The organism is Ruegeria sp. THAF57, from assembly GCF_903914075.1.
GTDB lineage: Bacteria > Pseudomonadota > Alphaproteobacteria > Rhodobacterales > Rhodobacteraceae > Ruegeria.
The window spans coordinates 15,995-39,661 of record NZ_CAIWNQ010000007.1 but is presented as its reverse complement, the minus strand read 5'-3'; the positions used below and the strand labels follow the sequence as shown (position 1 = coordinate 39,661).

18 protein-coding genes and 1 pseudogene are annotated in these 23,667 nt (G+C 51.4%); 7 read left to right on the top strand and 12 right to left on the bottom strand.

Annotated features, from left to right (window positions below; genetic code table 11):
• Position 1: 1 nt before the first annotated feature.
• Positions 2-1,084 (top strand): glycosyltransferase family 2 protein, encoded by a 1,083-nt coding sequence (locus tag RUESEDTHA_RS15745; RefSeq protein WP_180887704.1) that lies wholly within the window; start codon positions 2-4, stop codon positions 1,082-1,084.
• Positions 1,085-1,157: 73 nt separating this feature from the next.
• Complete coding sequence (locus tag RUESEDTHA_RS15740) at positions 1,158-1,313, top strand: hypothetical protein (RefSeq protein ID WP_180887703.1); 156 nt, start codon at positions 1,158-1,160, stop codon at positions 1,311-1,313.
• A gap of 223 nt (positions 1,314-1,536) precedes the next feature.
• Here RUESEDTHA_RS15740 and RUESEDTHA_RS15735 read toward each other — a convergent pair whose 3' ends face one another.
• The 4 genes from RUESEDTHA_RS15735 to RUESEDTHA_RS15720 form a co-directional block, all read right to left on the bottom strand.
• A complete protein-coding gene (locus RUESEDTHA_RS15735) occupies positions 1,537-2,646 on the bottom strand; it encodes an HlyD family secretion protein (RefSeq protein ID WP_180887702.1) in 1,110 nt (369 codons plus the stop codon).
• Between the two features lie 112 nt (positions 2,647-2,758).
• Entirely contained in the window at positions 2,759-3,490 is a 732-nt protein-coding gene (locus RUESEDTHA_RS15730; RefSeq protein WP_180887701.1) for a hypothetical protein, read from the bottom strand.
• A gap of 68 nt (positions 3,491-3,558) precedes the next feature.
• Positions 3,559-5,226 (bottom strand): sulfatase-like hydrolase/transferase, encoded by a 1,668-nt coding sequence (locus tag RUESEDTHA_RS15725; protein ID WP_180887700.1) that lies wholly within the window; start codon positions 5,224-5,226, stop codon positions 3,559-3,561.
• 41 nt (positions 5,227-5,267) lie between these two features.
• Complete coding sequence (locus RUESEDTHA_RS15720; RefSeq protein WP_180887699.1) at positions 5,268-5,498, bottom strand: hypothetical protein; 231 nt, start codon at positions 5,496-5,498, stop codon at positions 5,268-5,270.
• Between the two features lie 143 nt (positions 5,499-5,641).
• Here RUESEDTHA_RS15720 and RUESEDTHA_RS15715 point away from each other — a divergent pair, with 143 nt between their 5' ends.
• The gene (locus RUESEDTHA_RS15715; protein ID WP_180887698.1) at positions 5,642-6,958 is read left to right on the top strand and encodes a tetratricopeptide repeat protein; all 1,317 of its coding nucleotides are present in this window, start codon (positions 5,642-5,644) and stop codon (positions 6,956-6,958) included.
• A 346-nt stretch (positions 6,959-7,304) separates the two neighbouring features.
• On the opposite strand, the gene RUESEDTHA_RS15710 is transcribed toward RUESEDTHA_RS15715, so the two are convergent.
• Positions 7,305-9,116: a Hint domain-containing protein gene (locus tag RUESEDTHA_RS15710; protein ID WP_180887697.1), complete on the bottom strand. Its 1,812-nt coding sequence runs from the start codon at positions 9,114-9,116 to the stop codon at positions 7,305-7,307.
• A gap of 915 nt (positions 9,117-10,031) precedes the next feature.
• Between RUESEDTHA_RS15710 and RUESEDTHA_RS15705 the strand changes: the two genes are divergently transcribed.
• Positions 10,032-11,354: a mechanosensitive ion channel family protein gene (locus tag RUESEDTHA_RS15705; RefSeq protein ID WP_180887696.1), complete on the top strand. Its 1,323-nt coding sequence runs from the start codon at positions 10,032-10,034 to the stop codon at positions 11,352-11,354.
• Positions 11,351-12,964 (top strand): mechanosensitive ion channel family protein, encoded by a 1,614-nt coding sequence (locus tag RUESEDTHA_RS15700; protein WP_180887695.1) that lies wholly within the window; start codon positions 11,351-11,353, stop codon positions 12,962-12,964. The genes RUESEDTHA_RS15705 and RUESEDTHA_RS15700 overlap by 4 nt, the downstream gene beginning before the upstream one ends.
• Positions 12,965-13,139: 175 nt before the next feature.
• Here the strand turns inward: RUESEDTHA_RS15700 and RUESEDTHA_RS15695 are convergent, their stop codons facing one another.
• From RUESEDTHA_RS15695 to RUESEDTHA_RS15685, 3 genes are all read right to left on the bottom strand, one after another.
• A complete protein-coding gene (locus RUESEDTHA_RS15695) occupies positions 13,140-14,666 on the bottom strand; it encodes a DUF1214 domain-containing protein (RefSeq protein ID WP_180887694.1) in 1,527 nt (508 codons plus the stop codon).
• A gap of 449 nt (positions 14,667-15,115) precedes the next feature.
• The gene (locus tag RUESEDTHA_RS15690; RefSeq protein WP_180887693.1) at positions 15,116-16,657 is read right to left on the bottom strand and encodes a hypothetical protein; all 1,542 of its coding nucleotides are present in this window, start codon (positions 16,655-16,657) and stop codon (positions 15,116-15,118) included.
• A gap of 149 nt (positions 16,658-16,806) precedes the next feature.
• Complete coding sequence (locus tag RUESEDTHA_RS15685) at positions 16,807-18,087, bottom strand: serine hydrolase (RefSeq protein ID WP_180887692.1); 1,281 nt, start codon at positions 18,085-18,087, stop codon at positions 16,807-16,809.
• A 466-nt stretch (positions 18,088-18,553) separates the two neighbouring features.
• Here RUESEDTHA_RS15685 and RUESEDTHA_RS15680 point away from each other — a divergent pair.
• Positions 18,554-19,185, top strand: a pseudogene (locus RUESEDTHA_RS15680) (tyrosine-type recombinase/integrase).
• A 150-nt stretch (positions 19,186-19,335) separates the two neighbouring features.
• Here RUESEDTHA_RS15680 and RUESEDTHA_RS15675 read toward each other — a convergent pair.
• The 3 genes from RUESEDTHA_RS15675 to RUESEDTHA_RS15665 all read right to left on the bottom strand — a co-directional run bounded on the left by RUESEDTHA_RS15675 (position 19,336) and on the right by RUESEDTHA_RS15665 (position 22,229).
• Positions 19,336-20,676 (bottom strand): adenylate/guanylate cyclase domain-containing protein, encoded by a 1,341-nt coding sequence (locus RUESEDTHA_RS15675; RefSeq protein WP_180887691.1) that lies wholly within the window; start codon positions 20,674-20,676, stop codon positions 19,336-19,338.
• A gap of 237 nt (positions 20,677-20,913) precedes the next feature.
• Positions 20,914-21,288, bottom strand: coding sequence for a DUF4345 family protein (locus tag RUESEDTHA_RS15670; RefSeq protein ID WP_180887690.1), 375 nt, complete (start codon positions 21,286-21,288; stop codon positions 20,914-20,916).
• Between the two features lie 17 nt (positions 21,289-21,305).
• Entirely contained in the window at positions 21,306-22,229 is a 924-nt protein-coding gene (locus RUESEDTHA_RS15665; RefSeq protein ID WP_180887689.1) for an SDR family NAD(P)-dependent oxidoreductase, read from the bottom strand.
• 111 nt (positions 22,230-22,340) lie between these two features.
• Between RUESEDTHA_RS15665 and RUESEDTHA_RS15660 the strand changes: the two genes are divergently transcribed.
• On the top strand, positions 22,341-23,261 hold the full coding sequence (locus RUESEDTHA_RS15660) for a LysR family transcriptional regulator (protein WP_180887688.1): 921 nt from the start codon (positions 22,341-22,343) through the stop codon (positions 23,259-23,261).
• Between the two features lie 138 nt (positions 23,262-23,399).
• On the opposite strand, the gene RUESEDTHA_RS15655 is transcribed toward RUESEDTHA_RS15660, so the two are convergent.
• Positions 23,400-23,654, bottom strand: coding sequence for an SH3 domain-containing protein (locus RUESEDTHA_RS15655; protein ID WP_255431790.1), 255 nt, complete (start codon positions 23,652-23,654; stop codon positions 23,400-23,402).
• Positions 23,655-23,667 lie beyond the last annotated feature (13 nt).

Sequence of the window (23,667 nt, the reverse complement as noted above, 5' to 3'; positions counted from 1 at the left end):
GATGTCTCTATCCGTTATTATTCCGTCATTTAATACTGAAAAATGGATCGAGCTCGCGATCCGTAGTGTCGTCAACGAAGGTGTCGAAGACTACGAGATCATTGTGGTGGACGATGCTTCTACTGACAGCACCGCAGCGGTGGTAGAAGACTTATCGAAGCAAAACAATAAAATAATTCTGATAAAACTTCCGGTTAATACTCCTGGTGGCGCTGGAATTCCTTCGAATATTGGCTTGCAAAAAACTACGAAAGATTTTGTGGCCTTTCTGGACAGCGACGATTGGGTTCAACGAGGTTATTTTTCAAAACAGATGTCTGTTCTGAAGCAATTGGACGCCGATTTTTCAATTTCTTCATATGTGAGTATCGACGCGCAAACGCATGAGAAGATTCCTGCGTACGATTTCGATGTTTGGCCTGCGGACAAGGGGCGTGAACAATCAATTGACCCGAGAAAAGCGCTAGCTCTGTCTCCTGAACCATGGCGGAAAGTCTACAAGTCAGAATTTCTGAGGAAGGAAGGCTTAAAATTTCCCGAGGCAGATCATTTCAATGAGGACTATCCCTTCCATTGGAGTGTGTGCACCCATGCAAAGTCAGCCGTTTTGGTGCCACAAACCGGGTACTTCCACCGTGTTAATCGAGATGGGCAGACGACGGTAGAATCAGGAAATAGATACACTTCTTTCCTTCCGCACTCGCTTGGCATACTTGAGGAATTGAAAAAGAAAAATGACAAAAAGGCGATTAGCTATTTTCAATCTTGGCTGGTTCGACACTCGCGAATTATTGAGGCTCAACTATCCGAGAAAGAAAAAAGGGAAATATTTTCAGCCTTCCATGAGATTTGTGAACGCGCAAACTTTAGATACATCTCTCTCGAGGCGTTTAGAAACAATAACGTAAATAGATTATATCTTTTTCTCTCAATTCATGCTGGAGATTACTCCGAATATACCAAAGCCTTATTCTTAACACGGCGTAAATCACGCAGGGCAATTAAGCGGCGACTCTTAAAGAAACTGGGGCCTGTAGGAATTGCTCGGTTTATTTTGTCCAGAATATGTCGCAGGTCTCTTTGATCTAAAGTGAAGGTAACGGTTGTCGGAAACATGCATCCTTTACCCAGCTCACCCAAAGATAGACCGTTCCACCATGAGCAAAATGGAGTCTGCCAGTGGCGGGCGCGTTGTCTCGATACCTGCAACCGATCAGGCCCGTGGCTTCACTGCCGACACTGACGTTCTAGACGAGGCAGCGTGGCTTGCTGACGATGCCATCGCGCCCCCCCACCAATGCGAAACGGCTTGAGAGGCTTGGAGCGACGCGTCTCTTCTCCATCGTCAGGTATCTATGGGTGTGAGGTGCCGACAATCGGACTACCGCCCAGGATCTCTACTGTCCCATCCAGCATCGGCGCTGCGGCACTGGCTCTCAGCGCGAATATTCCTGCGTTCGCACTTTTTTGAGGACTCGGGGCACAGCAAGACCTACTCGTTACCGACATAGACATACCTTTGTTGCATCGCTTTGATCATAGGTAGTTCAGCTTCTTTGTGATCCAGAACAGGATTTCTGCCAGCGCGGAAATCGCTCCGGCCCCTTCGGTGATCACAAGGGCCGTGCCTGACGCCCCAAGCGTTGTCGTCTTGTCACTCAGGTCGCCCGGAATGTCTGCGATCACGATGTATTCAGATGACCCGGCCAGCTCACGGAGAGAGGGGAGGCCACTCCTCGTATCAAGCGCTCCTTCACTTGTTGCGGGGGGAATGTCGCGGATGGTTGTTTCAAACTCCTGGCCCGGAGCACTGCGCATCGCGATCCGGATCTTGTCACCTGCGGAGACATTCCCAAGGCTGCTCAGCGGCAAGGTCGCAATCAGGACGCGATCATCCGGAACGACGAAATTAATCGCGCCCTGCAATGTCGTAACCCTGTTGCCGGGCCGTAGTGACAGCCCGGTCACCAAACCATTGGCGGGTGCGCGAACGACTGTCTGTTCAAGCGCCCACTGTGCCTGAGCCAGCATGTTTTCCGCTTCAACTACACCAACATCAACGCCGTCCACCTGCGCTGCGATACGCCTCTCAAGGCCCGCTTTTCGTGCTTCCGCCGCGCGCAGGTTCGCCTCAAGTTGCTCAATCGTGGAAACGGCCTCCTGCAGCTGGAACTCCGACGATGCACCGCGATCTGCGAGGCGGATGATATCGTCGCGACGCGCTACGCCGAAGGTTAGTTGGGCTTCGAGTGATGCGATATCCGCCTCGGCTGCGGTTAGGTCATGGCCCAGCTGGTCCGCTTCAGCCTGCGCAGAAGAAAGAGCCGCTTCAAGCCGTGCCACCTCTGCGGAGTATTCGGTATTGTCTATCTGAAAGAGGACATCGCCCTTGGTCACCGGTTGATTGGGCTTCACAGCCACTTCTGTCACCGGACCCGAGACGTTGGGCGCAATATTGATCACCGCGCCTTGGACTGATGCCGTTCCGGTCGGTGTCGTATGGTTCAATGCTCCGATGACAACCAACGCGATGAGAATGCTGCCACCATAGATGACTGTCTTGGAGACAGCGTTCCAAGGTAACAGGCGGAGCTTTGAGAAGACGAGCCAGGCGAGCCCGAAATACAGTGCCAAGACAATCAGCATTTATTGTGCCTCATCAGGTATTCATCATCCAATCAACTCTGTCGGCAATAGGAAGGCCATTCAGGCGGGTTCCAATATTTGGGAGACGATTGTTCTTGTTTCTTCTACGTCATCAGAACGAGAGCTTCGCGCCAACTATGGGCCCAGAGAAAGATAGATCACTCACAACATCTGAATTCCCGATATTCCAGTCGAGATGGCGATATCCGAAACTCAGATTCCAATTGTTGATCTGATAGTCGAACGTAACGCCTGCTTGCCAAGTTAGATCGCTATCACCCCCGCCGACGTCGGTTATGAATGAAAAAGCCCAACGATCTGCTATGGGGAAGACGCCTCGCACGCCTACGATGGCATCTGTGTTGGAGATTGACCCGGAAACGCGCTGTGAACCATTGCCAACGGCCAGGTTCGCAGTTGTGTCCATGTCGAGGTAACGGAAGCCACCAAAACCGACCAACTGACCATCCTGTGTATGCCTGAAGTCATACCCTACGGAGCCAGTGAACACGAAACCAGTAACTTCGGCATCTGCACTAGCAGGGATGCCGGGTCCTACAGCGCTGTCTTGATCTGCGCTTACATCCAGGTACTGAAAATCCCCCAATATTGAGATCGGCCCATTATTCGCTTCAAGAGCACCCATCAGACCGAAATCAAGGTTATCAAGTAAGTCTGAGAAACTCACGGTCATGCTTTCACCGGTGACCGTGGTACCACCCAATTCAGGCGCCCAGAGATAGATAAACGCGCGGAAATCCCAACTGTTTTGATCAGCAAGGGACGGCCCTGCGACACAAGCCATGACCGCCGTCAACGCGGTAGTGCTAAAGAGCTGTTTCAAACAACTTCTCCATCTTTGTGTGGCAAATAAATGTCCGGCAGCCCAGGATCAGGGCCACCGGAAATCTGTTATTGATTGGGAGATTCCTTGCGAATGATGAAGGCATCCACGGCTTCTTGCGTTTCGGGCCGAATGTTCTCAACCCCTTCGTACGGCATCCCAAAAGCGGGGGGTGCGTCCGGGAAGTTTTCCTTACGCGCTTTATGCCGAGCTAGTATGCGCACGAACTCTTGGCCACCCCATGCGCCGACTTCTGTCGAAACTGAGTATTCCTCGCGTGTATCATGGTAGAGATTGTAGAACTTCGCTACGATCGGGTTCTCACCTGGAGGCGGCAGCTTCAGCTTCAGTTGATCCTTGACAATGGCCTTTGGCTTATCGTCGGAATAGATGATGACATGGTCACGGCGTCCCTTTTGCTCGTCGTCGAACAAGATTGACGCTGTTTGGTCCACACCATCTACAAGCCGGTCACGTGGGATATACTCGTCAGCCCCGGCGAAGCGTGCCAGCGTTGTATAGATATCAGAAACATGGATGATGCTATTCAGCATGCTGTCCGCCTCGATCATCCCGGGCCAGCGGATAAAGGCGTCTGTACGTACACCCCCTTCGGTCGTATCGGCTTTACCGCCACGGAAAATCATAGGGGTATAGCCGGATTGCGGAGAATACTTGGTGAAATGGCCGTTGTCGCCCATCACCACAACGATGGTGTTTTCAGCAATGCCCAGCGTCTCCATTTCATCAAACATATCGCCCAGCCAACGGTCGACGAGCTGCATCTTGTCCGCATAAAGACCCCCATTCGGCGACTGCGGCCCCTCGCGGCCGGTTCGTGTGTTGTCCAGCGGCAGCATCGGCCAGTATTGTAGGAAGAACGGCTCTTCCCCGCCTGCAAGGCGGGATAGCTCTTCCATCATTTTGTCCTGGAATGCCTGGTTCATTTCACCATATTTGGCGGCGTTCCATCGCTCCCCTTCTTCCATCCGAATCTCGCGGATCGGGCCTCCGGCTTCGCCTTCGATGACGGTCATCATGTGCGATGCGTCGGGACGAAAGAATGCGTCCAATGTATAGGTTGGAAGGTAGTCATTGTTCGCGACAGACACGCCCTCTTTGATGGCGTCGTCGTTGAAGATTGTGAGCTGGCCCTGCTGGTGCACTGCCATTTGGGCATAATCAAAGCCCTGGTTCATGGCCCAGCTCTCGGCAATGTCACCCATGTGCCACTTGCCTACGTGACTGGTTGCATAACCGGCCTGCTTCAGAACTTCCGGCAGGATGACTTCATCACCCGGCAGGCCAAAGCCCGCGATATCAACCGCAGTGTCGCCCATTCCCATACGGACTGGCAGGCGACCAGTCATCTGTGCAACACGGGTTGGGGTGCAGGACGGCTCGGTGTACATGCGCACCAGACGCATCGCTTCATCCGAGAAATCGTTTATGTTTGGCGTTTCATATCCGCGCAGCGCATTCAGTTCCGGGATGCCCATGTCGCCGAAGCCCAAATCATCAATCAGAACACTGATGATGTTTGGCGCCTTGCCGCCGTTCGCTTCGCGAAAACCTGCCAGCGCATCATCAACGGCAGCATCATCCTCAGCCCACTGCGCGCTGCGCTGCGATTGCAGGATATAGTATTCAGCGTCATGATTAATCGGCGCTTCTTGTGCCAGCAATGGCTGAGCAGCAAGCACTAAAGGCGCGATCGCGAGTTTGGTCAGTTTCATTTTCACTCCGTTGTTTTTGCCTTCAAGTGGTTCAGGCCGCTTCAGGGCCTCGAATTCACAAAATGCGTTAGAATCTCGTCTTTGAGGCCGTTAAGACAGTCGTGTACGTGCTGATCCGTCGAGCGCGCTGAAACCGCCAGCGCGTTGATCTCTACAAAGTCGCGGCACATTTCCGCGAAGCTTTCATCACGGGTAAACAGTGTGCGCACCCGATCGAATTCACCCGCGAAACACTCGGATAGACCTGCTTCCCAAAGCGCCTCAATATCCAATGCGGTCCTCCCCTATTTCCGCTCGGGTTTTGACTAACGCTGAACGGCAATTAGATATAGGATTTCACAGCATGTAACGGTTACAAATGTGAGGTAACCGACAGAAAACACGTTGAAACGCGCCGATTGAGGGGAGGCTTGTGATGGAAGAAAACTCTCCGAATCTTCCAGCAAAGCAAGAAGTTTTGGATGCGCTCGAGAGCGTGTTGTCCAGCAAGGAGTTTTCTGGCGCTGACCGCCTGCGCGAATTCCTGAGCTATGTGGTGACAGAAAGCGTTGAAGGGCGCGGCGATAAGATCCTTGGCAAGCGGATTGCCCAGGATGTTTATGACCGACGATCGCAGGAAGACATCGCCACAGCCAATGTTGTTCGCGTCGATGCAGGCCGCCTGAGACGTAGGTTAAGCGCATACTATTCAGAAGAGGGTGCAGCAGACCCACTGCGCATTGAGATTGCTAAAGGCGGGTATTCTCCTCAGTTCGAAAGAGTGTCGCGGACAGCCAAGCGGCCAAACGCGGCGCCTCCAAAACGCCGCGTCGCGTTGTTTTCTGGGGTAGTTGTTGTTGCGCTTCTTGTTCCAGCAGCTGTTTTCCTCGGAACGCGGAACACTGATTCTCCCCCACTGAATCGGGCCGATGAAGTTCAACGCCAAAAGGCTGAACGCGCAGTATTGTTCGAGATGTCGCCAACTGCTTTGCAGGCTAAGAACCTGGCAGAAGAAGCGCAAACGTTGCTTTTTCCGGCTACCCAACCGACAAGGCTAAAGGCCGGGCTCACTTTGTTCGAAAAAGCAATAGAACTTAGTCCTGACTACCACGGAGGCTACGCCGGTGCGGCTCAAGCCGCAGCAATGTTCGGCGGGCTCGCACCAGAAGGGCCTCAACGAGAAGAGGTTCTGGCAAAAGCCCGCTACTATGCAGAAGAAGCTTTGCGCCTCGCCCCATCGGAGGCCTGGAGCCAATCGGCTATGGGGCTTCTCTTGATGTTCGAGAGGAGATTTGACGAAGCCAACCGGTATTCTACGAGGGCCGTCGAGCTTGACCCTAATGACCTCATTGTTCGCGAGTTTGATGCCATCGTCGCCTTTTTCTCAGGAGATTTTGAAAGGGCCAAAGTAAGTGCTGATCCTGCAATCCATTCAGGTCGTGCTGGATCTCGCTTTCCGTGGCGTAATGTGCTTGGAAATACGTTTTTCTATTTGGGTGACTACCAGGATTCCATAGACCATCTATTGGAGGCGGCGGCTTCTGGCGAGCCAGTGAGCGAGATCAATACGGCTCACCTCATTGCCTCCTTGCAAGCCGCAGGTCGCACCGACGAAGCCCGCAAACACATGATAGAATATGAAGAAGCATGGCCAGACAGCCGGATCGAAGAGTTCATGTACAAACTCTTTCGCAATCCGGAGGACGCTGAGAACCTGATGACTCAGCTTAAGCAGGCTGGGTGGCAGTCTTGACGTTGAGAAATTGGCGAATGCAGGCTCTTTTTCGTTAGGGCGAGATAGTACGCCAGAAAGTGCTGCAGCTAGTAAACGGTGAGATCAACTGTCTAAACTCTAGCCTATGGCTGCGGCGAATGTTCGGTTTCGGTTTTTGTCAAATCTCAACCAACAAACGTCCGATCTTGAGACATCAGTTGCACTGCATCGTGAATGGTGCCGTATCTGCGAGCAAATGGTGCGTCAGCAACAATTGCAGGAGCACGATTGGCGGCTTTGTCCGCATAGCGGACATTCATGCAAGCTGTAGCGAATAGCTGTTTCGAGCCCAAAGCAGTCAATTGTCTTATGTTCAGTAATAAAACTAAAATAGAGCCTTTGCTTCGAAACCTTTTAACGTTGGACGAACGACTTTTATTCGCTGCACAAAATGATTCTGTTCAGAAAAGAGGCGGCTTAATTCCGCGTCCATTGGCGAAGAAAAAAACTCGGTGCGATGAGGATCGAAATAGTAGCTTTCCGACCAAACACCTGAAGAAAGCAATAGTTCATGCTGGTCAAACATCAGGTGAAAATACTCAACCGGCTCGGCGCTTCGGTTTCTATAGATCGTGTCCCCGTTGCAAAGGTGTTTTGCAGCAACAAGGGCTTCATCCAACCCGAACAATAGCTCGGCTTTCCAACCAGATAACAGCACTCTATGTTCTGGTGAAACTCGCAGCTCCCGAGAATTTCCTAGAGCCCCTTTAGCAATAACTATAGGGGCCAGTTTTCCAATTGCGTGAACTGTGACTTTGCCGATCCAACGGATCTGCCGCAAACCGTTGTCATGCGTGAGAACGTAGTCACCAACTTTCAAGTCCTCAACCGGTCGTAATCCTTCACGCGTCTCAATCAATGAGCCTCTCACGAAACAAGGTATGGGCGGAGGAGATAGAACGGTTCCAATATTGAAGTTTTCGTTGTTAAAGACCGTTCCGCCATCAGGATCCCCATCACCATTTGTATCCAGATCCGGACGAGATCTTGGAATTATCGGGTCAACTGAATTGCCATCGGTGTCAATGAAGGTCTCGTCAATTGAGAAAGCCAAAGTACCGCTTATGCTCGAACCAAATTCAGGGTCGTCCAGTGTAACATCGTCATTGGTTGTGAAAAACGAGTCACCTTGCTCCTTGGTGCCGCTATCAGCGCCCCCGGTTTCCTTGATCTTTGATCCGTCATTCACATCGAGGTCGTATTGAATACCGTCTCGAATTACGGACACGCGAGTAAAAATGATTTGGCTGTAATCGAATTCGCCTTCCAAAGGAGGGCCCTGTATGTCGCCGCTAACAATATCGATTTCGATCAGGTCGGTGGCTTCAAATGTAAAGGAGGTCGACAGTTGACTTGAGCCAAATCCCACGTCGTCAATTGCGTCGACAAATGCCACTTGCGAACCAGTAAAGTACAACGTTGTAACTTGGTCGTCGGCCAGTGGCGTGGGAAGCGCGCCAGAGCCGCCAGTATCAAATGTGAAACCACCTCCCGGGTTCTGGTCCCCCCCACCGTCGTCAGTGATCCAGTTATCAGGATCTCCAATAAGTGAAAGCAAATTTTCTCTGAGAACTTCTGGAGGTTCGGTATAGGTGTTGCCATTCAGAGCGGTAGTTGGGTCGAAGACCATAAAGTCTTCATCCCCTGCAATCGTTACTGCTCCATTTGTAGAATTTAGACCTGTTCCATCTAAGATTGGGCCTCCATTTACACCTACGTCCTCATTCGAAATTACTGAAATGAACCCGTCAGGATTAGGAACAACTTTTGTGCCGTCATACGTACCTTGTACAGCCCAGAGTTGTTCATTGTTTTGCGCGAGCAGACCTCCACCGCGAAGATAGTCAACTGATCCGACCGGGTCTCCCGAGGGTGACGAACCCTCTACTATCTCCGCATCCGGTCCACCTTGATTGAAAGGTGTCATATCAATGGTGAAAACCTGACCGGCCGGAATGTCCTCTGTTACAGTCCATTCAATAACCTGTTCGCCAGGAGCAAACTCAGTCCCGTTCCATTCTGTGTCAGTAAAATAAATTACTTCGCCGGCAGAAATTGTCGCTGTCGTCAGAAAAGCGACATTTTCGTTGTCGGAATCCCAACCCACAAATGCGATATCACCAGCGCTAAGTGCCAATATTATCCTCTCGGTGAACTAACGTATACAGATACAACAGCATTTGAATTCGTTAGTTAAGACCGCCAATGGATCAAACTTCTATGGTGTTGCGCAACGCATTCACTATTTCGAAAGTGAAAACGTGGCCACTAAGAATTGCCTGGTAGGAAAAAGGAATGGTTTGTCCGCAAGGTAGAAGACACTCGCTGAATACTTTTTCGCGGCCGCCTAGAGCCCAAAGTATTCGCTCACTAAAGGCAGAGCAGCACCCAATGTCGATCCAAATGCCCGCGCCGTCATGATCTGGGATGACAGACAGCGCGGGCCATAGTCTGGGTATGGGACTGCCCAGACTATCTGGAATGCGAGTGGGGGCATGCGCAGCTCACCAGATTGGTATGGCTACTTGTTAACTTCATTTTTGCCCCAATGAGTGGCCAACTACTCGCACAATGCGACGCCACTTTCAGAGGCGGGGCTGCGAGATCTAATAAGTAAACAGTTATATCACACGCGAAAAAATCTAACTTGCCGCGCGTAAAAATCGTTGAATTGTTGCATTTTGGAGTCAAGTATCTGGCTGCGTGACAGGTATGTATTGTTTGCTTTGCTCGCGCGTTTGCCAGACCTGTCTGGCTAGCCTCCTGGAGAGGTAAGTGAGTGGCGTCTCCAGGAGGCAATTCTATTTGGTTTTGTGAGCCTTATCGAAAAAGCTTGGAATTAGGCGTGCACAGCAAGTCTATGATCCGTCCACGCAAATTTTGTTTCGTTCGTAAAACCGTGACTCCACCAATTTGAAAGAGTTCCTCTGTCGAAAGCGATCCGAAGACCGGGGTATTAGTCACAGGCAAATATTCAAACATAAACATAACTATGGATTTGTTGCGTATGTGTGTGCTCTCTTCAACCGTTAAGGAAGTAGGGGGCAGATTGATGAGACAAGCACTGAGAACGTTGACGATTTGGTCATTCCTTTGGTTCACAGCGTTATTGGGCGCTTTCCCTGCCGGCGCGCAAGAAACTGAGGCGGGCCAAGAGGCTGTTGAAGTCGAGAACGACGATCTTATCAATTCAGTCGTAGATGAGATGATTGCGGCCGATGACCTCGAGATCCTGCTTGTTCCCTTAACGTCCGAAGAACTTTCTGAGGTCGCCGGAAATTGGCAGAGTTACGTGCGCTCTCGGCTCGAAGAAGTCGCGCAATTAAACTTGCAACTTCGGTCGGCGAGCGGAGCTCGGGAAGACACCTTGCGGTCTCAGTTGGCCTCCTTGAACAACTCTGGATCAGACGTTCTCAACAACTATCGTTTAGTGCTCGAAGCATGGGCCCTCAAAGGCGCGAAGGCGGAAGATCTAGAACCGCACACTGATTACATTCTTGCATTGAAAACGGGAGCCTTAAAGACAACCGACCTTCAAACGCTTTTTCAGAACGCGTGGTCTTGGTTGTTCTCGTGGGACGGGGGCGTCGGCCTGTTGATAGCTGGCATGGGCGTTTTGCTGGCAGTTTGGGCCATGATGTTCGTTGCGCGTATGGTGCGCCGGGTCACTGAACGGGGTCTGAACAAAATTCCAACTATTTCCAGAATGCTGAAACGCTTCATCGCCACCACCGTGTACTGGGCCGTTTTCGTCCTTGGCATTCTCGTCGTATTAGCTTTGTTCGGAGTTAACGTTACACCGCTGTTTGCGGTGCTTGGGGGTTTGTCGTTCATCCTAGGTTTTGCTTTGCAGGAAACGTTAGGCAACCTCGCAAGCGGTCTGATGATCATGGTTCTCAAACCGTTCGATACTGGTGACTATATCCAAGTAGGTGGTTCATCTGGGTTTGTTGATGAGATGTCGGTGGTTTCAACCAAGATCAGAACATTCGATAACCAGATTATCATAGTCCCCAACAGCAAGATTTGGGGGGACGTAATAACTAATGTGAGCGCATCCGAAGAACGTAGGGTCGATCTGGTCTTTGGCATCGCTTATTCGGACAACGCTGCCCAAGCAATTGAAGTCCTCAAGGACTTGGTCGCATGTCACCAGCTTTGTCTGAAAACACCGGAACCTGAAATCTTCGTGGGTGAGTTGGGAGACAACTCCGTCAACATCTTCTGCCGTCCATGGTCCAAGTCCGATGACTATTGGACTGTCTATTGGGACCTTACTGGTCAAGCAAAAGAGCGGTTTGACACGGAAGGTATATCCATACCGTTCCCGCAACGCGATGTGCACATAATTCCCGTAGAAGGAGCAAAATCATGAGGGCTCTTACGTTATGGTTCCTGCCGCTTCTATTTGCCGGCACTTTTGCGCTTGCTCAGTCTGACGAAATTCTCGCACCTGTCGAAGAGAGAGAAGATCCCGAATTCATAGCGCCGGTGATTTTGGATGGCGAAGAGCTATTCTTGGTTCGCGGCTCAAGTGCTTTGCCCGCTACCGAACGAGCGAGAAAGATCGAGGAGCGGATTGCTCAGGTCGCCGATGCTTCGACGAGGACTTCGGTTCAGGTTCAGGTTTCGGACGCTGAATTTGGGAAAATGATACGCGTCGACGGGCAGATGGTTACGATAACCACCCAAGCTGACGCCGAGCACGAACAAATGGCTATGGAAGTCTTGGCTGGGCTTCAGGCTGAAGCGATTGAGACAGCAATCCTTCAATACCGAGATGCTCGGTCCAATGAGGGCAGAGTAGATAGTGCGATGGCTGCATTTGCTTGGACGGCAGTCTTTGCCCTCGCATCGTATGCGTTTTTTGCGAAGCGGCGAAAGCTATTGGACTACATCAGAAACAACTTGGAGAAGAGAGCGGAAGGCGTTGAGGAAGCCACAAAATCGATCTTGAGAAGCAGGGCAATCGCGTCGATTATTGTCTATTCAATCCACATATTGATGTGGGTCTTCTTTCTATTCTTTTTCTACTACTACCTTTCATTGGTGCTACTCTCCTTTGCCGAAACGCAGGGAATAGCCCAGATCCTCTTGAAGTACGTAAGCGAGCCACTCGTAACTGTCGTTTTGGCAATTGTTGGCTACGTCCCCAACTTGATCATGCTCGCAATCATTGCTGCTGTGACAAGGTTGGCAATTCGCGGTCTCGACCTGTTCTTTGAGAACCTTGAGAACGGGGCGTTCGAACTGAAAGACTTTGAGGATCATTGGATCGCCCCCACTAACATGTTGTTCCGAGCGTTGGTGATCGTCATCGCGCTGGTGTTTGCGTACCCCTATATCCCTGGTTCCGATTCCCGGGCTTTTCAGGGCTTGACGATTTTGGCGGGTATTATGGTTTCGCTCGGTTCGAACACCGTTGTTTCAAACATGATGGCCGGCCTGTTTGTCATCTACAGACGCAGTACCAACGTCGGTGACCGCATTCAGGTTGGCGACAAGATCGGAGACGTAACAGAGATCAAGTTAATGGAAACACTGATTAAATCGATAAAGAACGAGATGATAAGCATTCCAAATGCACAGCTACTCAATTCCGAGGTCGTAAACTATTCGCGCAAAGTGGATGGCCGAGGGCTGTTGGTCCACACGACAGTAGGGATCGGATACGAAGAGCCACCAAAGAAGATCAAGGCGATGTTGATAGAAGCTGCTCAGCGAACCCAAGGGTTAAGAAAGAGCCCCGAACCTTTTGTCCTTTGGACGCAGCTAGCTGATTACGCAATCAATTATGAGATTAACGCCTATACTTCGCGCGGATCGAGCTTGCCCAAGATTTTGTCCGATTTGCGCGAAAATATTGTCGATGTGTTTAATGAAAACGGAACACAGATAATGACACCGTCTTACATTGCGGACCCGCCGGAACCCAAGGTTTCAACAGAAGAATGGGACGGCAGACTTGCTCATCACGTTGAATAAAACGTATTCAGCAATTGCCTATCATTGTTGGTGTTCGAACTTAGTACAGCACAAATCACGTCATTGTATAACCAATTTGCATGGTCCCTAAAGTGGAGATCCGCTGAGATCTAGGCGAATGGCAACACCGGGCCCAGAACCGCTTTTCGATCAAGTGTTCGCACCACCCAGATTGTTACGGTTTAGAGATGTTTACAACATCGCTTAGCATCCAATTCTCAAACCAATCCGGGGCCTCCGGGCGGTAAAGCCGGAACAGGAAGAACCAATCATTTGCATTTGTGGCACTCTGTGTTGTGACCCAATTTGCTTCGTAACCTTCCGGCACCTCGTCGAGGGTGGGCGCGTAGTAAACATCAACCGAGCCGTCCTCATTTTTGACCATATCGTCCAAGTCTTTGGTGGAAGCGCCGACCCGTTCGACTCCGCGGCTAAAGTTCTTGGTTTCCATGTTGTAGACGATAGCGGACCAAAAGTCCTTGGCGGGAACATCGGCGGGCACGTTGAGTTTGTAGGTGTCCGTCCCATTCAACAAGTTCCCATCTGAATCTCGTAGGCCCGTCAGGTAAAAGGTCGCTCCGCCTAGTTGGCTGGGTAGAAACGTGACGTAGAAGTATGTTGCTGCGCGTTTGTCGATGAGTATCTCGTCGCCGTCCTCGAACGGGAAGCCCATTTGAGCTTGTGGTCCGAAGTTCCAAAAGGACCATTCAGACATTTTCTCGCCATTGTTCACCCAAAGCGGTGCAACAGTCTCACCCTCGGTGATGAACTTGTTCTGCATGTGCGCATAAGCGATTTCCAAGCCTTCCAGCGCGGCTTTCCTTTGGACTGGCGTAGGGTCAAATGCTTCGCCCTTTTCAATGCCGATGCTTTGCAGCATCGAGTATATCGCGCGGTCTTTCTCGCGGATCGGATTGTTCTGCACCACGTCATTGATGTCTTCGATGAACGTCATGTTGTAGTAAGGTAAACAATCGTATGGAATTTCCGTCATGTCGATATATTCAGTGGGCGCAATATCTCCGCCCACGTCTTCAGCGAGCGAGTATATTTTGATGCCTTTCGCGTGCTCACCGGCTTCAGCGTGCGTAGCTCCGTTCAGAAGCGTCGGGCGGAAAGAGAAAGAGAAGTCATGTGTGTCGATTTTGGGAACGATGATATAGCCCTGAGCTTCAAGTTCTGCTGCTGTGCCAAACATGTCCTGATACTCAGTAGGTAGAAAAAGGTATTTGCCACCTTTGCCTTCGTCAGCGCCTTTTGAGCCTACGTCGATAACCGGAACGTGCCACGCCGAAATGAACGATCCGAAGTAGTCCACCCTGTCGGTCATCGGCGGCACCTCGACGATCATTGGACCATCTTTGAGTGAAATTGAACCCCAAGCATAAGCTGTGGTGTCGTTGGCGGTCAGGAACCCTTTGTCCGAGCCGAACGGTTCGGTCACATAGTTGACGGTATCGTAGTTTCCTCCGGCGCGAACGGTCGCCTTAATGAAGTCTACTTGAGCCACGGCCGGCATGTAGTAAATCGCGGCCTGTGCCGCCCGTTGCACCATAATGTCATACTCGATGTCGGTATATTTCTTGGAACGCTCCAAGATGTCACCTGTGTCATTAAAATCCGACGTCGTTGGCGTAACAGCCACAGCCGAGCTGCAAATGAGAGAGGCAGCGAGGGTATTTGAGATAAGAAGTCTTTTCATTGTGTTCTGTCTCCTCGTCGAAAAACGGTCCAGACAGAACCGTTCCGTGCTTTTGATTGTTAAGTCGACCGAAATCCGAAATGGCAATTCAATAAAACTAAACCTCGGCACCAAGAGGAAATCCAGCCCCAAGTTTTAGATGACTGCTTTGTCCGCATATCGGAGTTTGCAAAGGCCGACGATGAAGGTCCGGTTTGGGCTGACTGCGGTCCTTTGGCGTGAAAATGCGGATGGCTGCAAAGTCCGCAGAGCAGTCGTTCACACTGAGTAAAGCGAGTGACTGCACCGAGCTCAAAGCGGACGGCGCTCGCTCAACAGTCTTTCCCGTTGCGACGCTTCCCAAGAAGAAAACGCGTCGCACAAAAATGCCACTTGCAATGGTCTGTGCTTCTGCCAGTTCTTAAGGTGGAGAGACGGTTATCGTAAGCTCAACGCGAAACAGCCATTGGTTAGCCCGGGGCTGCAGCGATGAAGCTAAATTCAAAGGTTTCATCCCGACCATCAAGAACCAAGCATCGGGAGATTTTGGGTTGGCCGCCGCCTTCAAGCGTAACCTTGGTTCCTTTGGCTTCTCCCGAGATCGCGTAGCTAAGGTCGCCGCAGCTTTTTGTAGGATGATGTACTGTACCGTTCAGCACGCCGTTTTTCAATTTTCCTTCGAACAAGAGATCGCCCGACTGAACCACGCTATCAGCAAGGGGATCTCCAGGGGCAAAGTACCAGATCCAGCGGTTGTTGCCCTGACTTTCCCAGGCCATCAATGATCCGTCGTATTCCCAAAGCGAAACTTTGTTTCCACCAAAGCGAGGCGCCCACGCGACCTGTTGCTTTTCAACAGCCCGCTTCTCGGGAGTCGGGTCCGAAAGGGTCGCCAGCCTGGTTCCTGCTGAATACAGCGCAAGGGCGTGTGCTCCGGCATCCGTCGCAAAAGACTCGCCCTCTTCGTTATAGGCAATGGATAAGCCCGGTTCGCCCGAATAATCTGGATGAAAGATACCGAAACTGACATAGCCTTCCGTATCAAGTGAGGCCTCGCAACTCTCGCCGGTGTGAGGATCCATTTCGAAAACTAAACGTATCCTATGCTCTTCGAAAAACGCTTCGCCAATGGGGTAGTTGTGATCATCGCCGAAATGAAGTTCATATGGATTACGTGCGGAACGGGCCTCTGTCCAATACCAATGATTTACGCATCCTTGATAGGCGGTCTTGTAGTTAATTTCTGGTCGAGCTAGCGGATAGACATCGATACCCCAGCGGCCAGCATCGTCAACGGTTTCGATGTAGCGCATCTCCGAAGCCGGTGTGTTGAGCATCGTTTCAATCAATGTGGCATCCATCCAGGTCTCTCTTCCTGAGTAAGCCTCACCCTCTTCGTTTTCACCGACATTCAGAATTCGCAGGAGATCCGCGATCACGTTAACTGATATAGTGAAGGCGTGGTTCACCTGGGCCTTGTTGTAGTCCCCATCTTTAACCACCAGCGCTGGAGCGTGGAAGCCGAGCCGGGCTGTGGGGTGCATCGAACGCGCCGGAATTGGATCTGTTTCCGAAAACTCGCGGGTTCCGGACATGAAGATCAACGCGCATGCCGATGCACAATGGGCGCCCGCTTCGAGGCGCGTCACGACAAGAGGAGAGATGCTGCTTTCAGTCCGGGGCCGATCGCGGCGAATTTCTTCTGCAATGGCGAGGCCCTCGGTCATGGACCCGCCCGGACTGTTAAGGCACAACGTTACGATGGGCCATTGCTCTTCCGTGTGTCGATCAATATCGGCAAGTAAGGATCGAAACCTGTCCGCATCACCTGCTTCGATAGGACCGTCCAAACGCATGTTGCATTGGGTGAAAGGAACCCCGGGCTCTGGGTTTCTTTCGATTTGACTGCTGGCGATGCTGATCTCGGCAGCGTGCGCGTCCGGAGAAATTGCGAAGACCGCAAGATTTGACACAACCAAAAAAACGGACACGTGAGAGAAAAGATTTGCCATATGTGATCCCGCTGTTGTTCATGGGCATTCGATGAGCTCAGAAGTAGAAATACCTGAACCAATTGCCGAACACCCTGCGACAGAAGGCTCAGGGTGTTGCACAGGGTGAAGAAAACACTGAAGAAATGTTGGAATAAGGGCTTTGAAATTCACTTGCTCAAAGTCTCTGCAATTCCTTTCATCGCAACCATAGAGTCCAGGTACATAGGTGTGTTTTGAACTTCTGGTTGGCTTGATAGCTTCACCATAACCACTTTGGCTTTTTGGTTCACATACAAAAGCTGTCCATAGACACCAATGCCGTAAAACGCACCTTTTTCTCTGTCTTTCACCCAAACTTGATTACGGTAGTGGAAGCCTTCAAACACCTCTGCATATGCGCTTTTTTCATAGGCTGCGATAACGTCATCATTTGCTTGAATCGTGTCAGCTATCCAATCTGGAGGAATAACTTGAGTGTCGTTAACCTTACCGTTGTCCAGCATCATTATGCCAAATCGCAAAAGGTCACGAGAGCTGGTAAATAACCCGCCACTCGTTTGCACAATCCTTTTGGGCCCTAGTTCGCTATATGCAGGGTCCTGAGCACCGATGTCCTGCCACAACTCGGCCAGTACATCCAGATAGCTTTCTCCAGTCGCCGACTCGATAACCATACCCAGCAGCGCAGATAGCACTGAACGGTAACTATAAACTTCACCGTCTTCTACCAAGGACTCGCGATCACTCAGAGAAATCATGTACTCCTTAACGCCAGACTCTGTATCACAAACTTCTACTTTTTCTGAGAGGTCCTGACCAAACGCACAGAACAGATCACCGGCATCGTCTAAGTAGCCGCTAGAAGCATCTTTCCAATCAACAGCAGCGGTCATATCAAGTAGGTGTCTAACCGTTGTATTTTTGAATGCTGGGCCTTCCAACTCTGGCAGGTATTCGGTGATCAGCTTTTTAGGATCTAAATCTCCCGCCTCAACCGCCAGCCCTGCTGCCATACCCAACACTGTCTTGGTGATCGAGTGAATGCGGTGAGGCGTATCAGCTCTCATGCCATTGAAGTACTTTTCAGCGACCAATTTGCCATCGTGATAAATCAAAAAGCTATCGGTATGCGTTTGATGCAACCAATCGTTGATATTCTGTTCTACATTATTGCTAGCTGTGAAAACAAAAGTCTCAAGCTCAGTTGGGTATGCCGCTTCTTCCAAAGTACGTACCCAATCTGACGGTGGAACTCGTGCTAATTCGCCAAAAACACTTGTGCCTTCAAATATCCAAGGGCTTCTATCTACAGACTCAACGGTTTCATCCCAGAAATAACCAGCCTCTGCGCTTGCTCGTTGTGTAGAAGCAGAAAATACCGCACCGGAGGCCAAAAGAGCGATAGCAATAGCGGAAGTCACTAACAGCTTGTTTGCATTTCTTTTCAATTTTGGGGATCTCCGTCCGACTAGACAATCTCTAAGCAATCCAGCCACGCTTCAGCTCTGGTGTCTAGCCCCTTGTGTTTGTGCCAGAGGCTGTCAGGCGACCGCGAACTAGGCTCTGGTAGGACAGCTTAGTGGTCGCAAGCGACGCATGGCAGATACCGTGCGTTAGTCGCCTTGAGCAGTGCCCGCTTCGTTCGCATCTCGGAGGATGTAAAGCTCGTAATGAAGCTCAGCTTCGGTGTGAGACCAGTCATCAGAAAGCGATGAGCATAAGGCAGCTTTGTCCGCATTGCGGTCATAGGCTCGTTTTCATCGGACGTCCGACTTTATCAGAAGCGGCCATTGAGTGTTTTAATCTGCAGTTTGAGATGCGCGCGATCGGTTTCTATGATGGCAAGGACAGTAAAGTGCGCTGGTTGGCAGGGTGCCGATGCCTGGTGCGGGAGGGCTGGATGGAGGCTTCACCATGTCCAGTATTCACCTTCCAATAATCAGACCGTCTCAGCCGCCGTGGAACAAGAACCGACTAATTGGTCAGAAACGTCCACTCCTGCCAAGACAGGTTTGGGCAATTCGTGCGCGGCTCGAACTCGCCGGGAACCCGCGCAACCTTGTGCTGTTCAATCTTGCTATCGACAGCAAACTTCGCGGTTGTGATCTTGTTCGCCTGAAAGTGGCGGATCTGGTCGTTGCCGGAGCAGTTCGAGACCGCGTATCGATCGTCCAGAGCAAGACAGGCAGGCCAGTTCAGTTCGAAGTGTCCGAGAACACGCGAAGATCGATTTTTAAGTGGGTCAGGTCGCCCGCCATGCTTGGTCGCGAGTTTCTCTTTCCAAGCAGGTTCCACAGTTCATCGCACATTTCGACTCGGCAATACGCACGTCTCGTGCGCAGCTGGGTGTCGGTCATCGGACTGGATCCTTGTGGGTACGGAACGCATTCTCTTCGGCGGAAAAAGCTGCGCTGATCTATCGGAAGACTGGCATCCTTCGGGCCGTCCAACTCCTGCTTGGACACACCAAGGTTGACAGCACGGTCAGGTACCTTGGGGTCGAACTCGACGACGCGTTGAGCATCGCGGAGAAGATCGACATCTGACGGTTTGACGGACGGCAGCAGCCGTCCGTCATCTCAAAACGGGTTCCGAAGGTTTAGGCGCGAACGGCCGCTCCTTCGGATACTAGACTTTGGATTATTTGCGTTAGATGACCGCTCTGCGGACGAAACAGTCAATCGAGATCGCTGTCGCTACTTGGTGTATTTCCAGACTTTCACTTTAGACGTTCTGCCGCGGATTTTCTGAAGACCTGCATCAATCAACGGATCAAGATTGGCGTTTGGGTTATGCTGTTTGATTGCACAAACCAAATCGTCGCTCACAACCAACCGAGTGTTCAGTTGTCTGGTTAAGTGCTCGATCCTGCTTGCGATGTTCACAGTGTCGCCAATCACGCTGTATTCCAAGCGCCGTTCATTCCCTATGTCTCCGGCGACCACGGCGCCCCAGTGCAGTCCGATCCCAACACGGATCGGATCGTCGCCGGACAACGCTCTTTCAGTGTTCCACTCGTCCAATGCTTTGAGCATTTCATAAGCGCTTTTTAGTGCGTTTTCAGGGTCGTGAGGGTTCGGGTTGGGAGTTCCAAAGGTCGCCATCAGCCCGTCGCCAATGTACTTGTCCAAGGTGCCCGAGTTTCTAAATACCGCTTTACCCAAACGGTCATGATAGCCTCTAAGAAGCTCAATCACCTCATCGGCAGTCGCTTTTTCGCAAAGTTTTGTGAACCCGATGATGTCCGCAAAAAGTACGGCAACTTTTTGGTGTTTACCGGCCGAAAGACCAACACCTGAACTGCTAAGTTGGTCGACTACATTTGGAGAAAAGTATCTTGCCAGACTGGCCCGCTTCCTCTCAGTCGAAAGGAGATTGCTAACGAGCCGCCGGGATCGCGCAACAACGATAGCAAACCCCGCAGACAATATTACAACAACCAGCAATTCTGTAGCCGCATATCCCAGAAACAGAAAATTGAGGTCAGTGCCTCCGGCAAGCCAGGCTTCAACTGTTTGTTCCGGCAAGTCCAAATTACTGTACGAACCTGGTAGGCTCAAAAACCATACCCACATGCCGATACGAGCAGTCGCTATGCTGATACCGCACCAGACAACCAAGAAAGGTCGAAAGCTGAAGGATGCCTGCATCAGAAACATCAAAAAGTATAAGAAACGCGCGGAGTTCATCGAAATGGCTGGCGGCCACGAAATGTCGGAAAACGGCGAACCGAGACTGAAAACTACCGCCAGTAACAGGCAGTCTAACGTAACGAACACGTACGGAATGCTGCGTCCGCCAAGACGCGAGTATGCTGCGATGTACTGCAAACCACCAAGCAAAACAAAAGCGAAGATTTCAAGAAGAGCAAAATAATATGATGGCCCAGTTTCCGGGCTATCAATGGCTTGCCACAGTAGAACAAGTGCAAGAGCAATAGTGCGGACCTTTGCGGCGAGCATCATGCCTTGGCGCTCTTCTTCGGCGAAAGCCGCGCCGCCGCGTGATCGTACTCTTTCTTGAACGGTTTCTGACATGCGCCAGACAGTCTAACCTATTCACGCAAAATCGCTAAGTCACTCTCTCGCATGGACGGAAACGCAATACAACTCCGTCCGCTTTGGGCTCGAAGCGGACCTTCGTTGCAACTTGAATGAATGTCCGCTGTGCCTACAAAGCGGATATTGCGAGAGTGTTAACTCATAGAGTTGGTGCTTGGCTGATCGGAAGGCGGCTATTCCAACTTCGCCGCCGTCCGATTTAAGCAAACCCGGCTACGCGGAAAGCTGGTAATTCGCGGTGACCAAAACTCCGATGATCATCAGTTCAGCGACCAAGGGTGGCACAACTGCTTTGTCAAACCCGTCCGCTAAAATTCCGACAATACGCCCGGCAGCTACAACCGCCATCAGGACCGCGACAGCCGCATAGCCCAGCGTCTGCCCGGTGGTCAGACCGATCACCAATAAAGTCACTGAGGCCAAAAACAGCCCGCCGATCACCGAACGGATTGTGCTGAGCCCGGCAGTGCCAACCGGCTTGATGGCAAAGCTAGCAACCATGCGCCTGGGGGCAAACATCGACATGATGCCGAGACCGGACAGCATGAGGATTGTGAGGATCACGAGGATGTTCAGTGTGGTTTCCATTTCATTACTCCTTCGTTCTAGGCGAATTGGCGCAATGCCTTGTTCGCGTTGTCCTGATTGGTGATGTCTGAAAGAGATGCGTCAATGCTGGCCTGATCCACAACCGGACCGGTGGGATAACCAGCTCTACTGGCGTAGAAGTGGCCGGTCTCGAAATCCAGGTTCAGCAACCCGTCCAGATATCGTTTTGCTCCGGCTTCAACGCTGTGCATCATGCCGAACAGATGCATCAGCACACCGCCCACGTGTTTGAAGACAATGCGTTTCATAAGTGGCAGGTCATCAAAGCCAGCCGTTCCGGCCGTGCCGCCCGGGCTCATGGTTACAAAGCGAATATGAGGGTTTTGACGCGCCATCGCTCCCATCCATAGGGTTGCGGTGAGCTTGGCATAGCCGTAGGTCTGCATCGGATCACCGTCGGGGCCGAATTTGGTACCATCGGCGATTGACTTGAACTCGTCCACCGTCCCATCGGACAGGCTTGGGCGGTGCATACCCATTTTGGGAATACCACGAGCAGCCTCGGACCCGGCATATAGAATTGTAGACGTCAATAACTGGCGCTCCAACAATGTGTCCACCAACACCACATGGCCCAGAACATTTGTTGCGAAGATATTTGTCACGCCATCGCTGGTTAGGCTGTTTGGGTTCCGCCCGCCCGTGCCTCCTGCATTCAGGATTACCGCGTCGATTGGGGTGGAAAGTGCGGCAACTGCGGCGCGAACCGAAGCCGGGCTGGTCACGTCCATCAGGACAACTTCAAAGATCTTGCGCCCGGTCTCACGTTCCAGCGCTGATTTTGCGGCTTCCGCTTTGATTGGGTTACGACAAGCCAGATAGACTTTGGATATACCTTTCTGAAGCGCAAGCTGCCGGGCTGCCTCGCGACCCAATCCGGCATTTGCGCCAGTGATCAACACAGATTGTATATGGTTCATCGGTCATAGTCCTTGAGTTTGCGTTTGATTAGCCCAAGGTATTCCGCCCGAAAATTGATCTGTAGATAGGTGTTTCTGGACATGCTGCTTCAAAAATGAAACACAAGATTCATGTCGATCAAGGAAAGCCATTCTCTCAACTGGGATGATCTGAAGTATTTTCTTGCTGTTGCAAGAACTGGGACATTGCGGGGCGCCGCCGATAGCATTCAGGTCAACCATACGACCCTGACCCGGAGGCTATCGGTTATGGAGGAACGTGTCGGAAGCCGCCTCTTTGATCGCTCAAAGCAAGGCTTGGCGCTGACCCAGCTTGGGGAAGACCTTATGCCTCACGCCGAACGCGTTGAGGCGGAAATGACAGCGGCGTCTCGAATGATTGTCGGCCGCGATGCTCAACCTGCTGGCACGGTCTACATCACATTGCCCCATGGTCTGGCAATGACATCTCTGATGGACGATTTCGCTGCTTTCGCCGATCTCTACCCAAACATCACCCTGAACATGAACTTCACAAATGACGTTCGTGATTTGACGCGACGGGAAGCGGACGTATCGCTCCGAGTTGCAAGTGAGGTGACGGATGATGTCGTGGGCCGAAAGCTCGTGCAAATGTCGCAGGCTGCCTATTGCACACGAGAATATGCTGAGCGGATCACCGATAACGGTGGTGAGGGGCTCTACCTAATTGGCTGGCACGAACCAGAAGAGGCGACCACGGCGAACTGGGTTAAGAACAGCTACTACCCAAAAGCCGCGCTTAAACATCGAGTATCTGAACTTGTCCCATTGATCACGCTGGCCGCATCCGGGCTTGGCATGGCTTACCTTGCGTGCAATCTGGGAGATCGGCACCCTAACCTGATCAGAGCGCCGTTTCAGAAACCCATGCCCTACAGAAGCATCTGGTTACTGCTACATCGCGACTTGAAGAACACGGCCCGGGTCAGACTTTTCGTGGATTTCTTGGCTGCGAGTGTCCAATCGAGGCGGAACGAGTTCTGGGTCTCGGGAACGAAACTGCCCCAATAGAAGACAGTCTCTGCAATCCAGTTCAATCGCTACCTGTCGTGCAAAGTTTGCCGAAGTTAGGGAAACGTCCTAACCGCCTCAATTCAGGTTCTTTTGACAAGACCTGGATACCTAAGGTGGCACCCTGCAAAGCTAAAATCATAGTTTTCGCAAATATGCCCAAGATACAAATCCCTTTAAACCACGCGCACGTTTCAAGGAGACCCGGCACCAACGGGTGCCGCCGGTCTGCTCGCAACTGTGAACTCGCAAAACGGTTCCATTTGGATGGCCCGCTATCACGTTGAACCCGATTCCCGGTCCTGCACGCAATTTCAGCATGTCTCCGTCTTCAACGCCAAAAACCTCGTATTGTCCGAGAGAAGCTGCCGTTGCGGATTGAGCAACGACCATAGCGCCTAGGAAA

Bases quoted from the DNA above. Each gene is read 5' to 3' on its own strand.
- RUESEDTHA_RS15745 (WP_180887704.1), top strand. From the start codon at position 2: ATGTCTCTATCCGTTATTATTCCGTCATTTAATACTGAAAAATGGATC.
- RUESEDTHA_RS15740 (WP_180887703.1), top strand. From the start codon at position 1,158: ATGAGCAAAATGGAGTCTGCCAGTGGCGGGCGCGTTGTCTCGATACCT.
- RUESEDTHA_RS15735 (WP_180887702.1), bottom strand. From the start codon at position 2,646: ATGCTGATTGTCTTGGCACTGTATTTCGGGCTCGCCTGGCTCGTCTTC.
- RUESEDTHA_RS15725 (WP_180887700.1), bottom strand. From the start codon at position 5,226: ATGAAACTGACCAAACTCGCGATCGCGCCTTTAGTGCTTGCTGCTCAG.
- RUESEDTHA_RS15715 (WP_180887698.1), top strand. From the start codon at position 5,642: ATGGAAGAAAACTCTCCGAATCTTCCAGCAAAGCAAGAAGTTTTGGAT.
- RUESEDTHA_RS15705 (WP_180887696.1), top strand. From the start codon at position 10,032: ATGAGACAAGCACTGAGAACGTTGACGATTTGGTCATTCCTTTGGTTC.
- RUESEDTHA_RS15700 (WP_180887695.1), top strand. From the start codon at position 11,351: ATGAGGGCTCTTACGTTATGGTTCCTGCCGCTTCTATTTGCCGGCACT.
- RUESEDTHA_RS15695 (WP_180887694.1), bottom strand. From the start codon at position 14,666: ATGAAAAGACTTCTTATCTCAAATACCCTCGCTGCCTCTCTCATTTGC.
- RUESEDTHA_RS15690 (WP_180887693.1), bottom strand. From the start codon at position 16,657: ATGGCAAATCTTTTCTCTCACGTGTCCGTTTTTTTGGTTGTGTCAAAT.
- RUESEDTHA_RS15675 (WP_180887691.1), bottom strand. From the start codon at position 20,676: ATGTCAGAAACCGTTCAAGAAAGAGTACGATCACGCGGCGGCGCGGCT.
- RUESEDTHA_RS15670 (WP_180887690.1), bottom strand. From the start codon at position 21,288: ATGGAAACCACACTGAACATCCTCGTGATCCTCACAATCCTCATGCTG.
- RUESEDTHA_RS15665 (WP_180887689.1), bottom strand. From the start codon at position 22,229: ATGAACCATATACAATCTGTGTTGATCACTGGCGCAAATGCCGGATTG.
- RUESEDTHA_RS15660 (WP_180887688.1), top strand. From the start codon at position 22,341: ATGTCGATCAAGGAAAGCCATTCTCTCAACTGGGATGATCTGAAGTAT.
- RUESEDTHA_RS15655 (WP_255431790.1), bottom strand. From the start codon at position 23,654: ATGGTCGTTGCTCAATCCGCAACGGCAGCTTCTCTCGGACAATACGAG.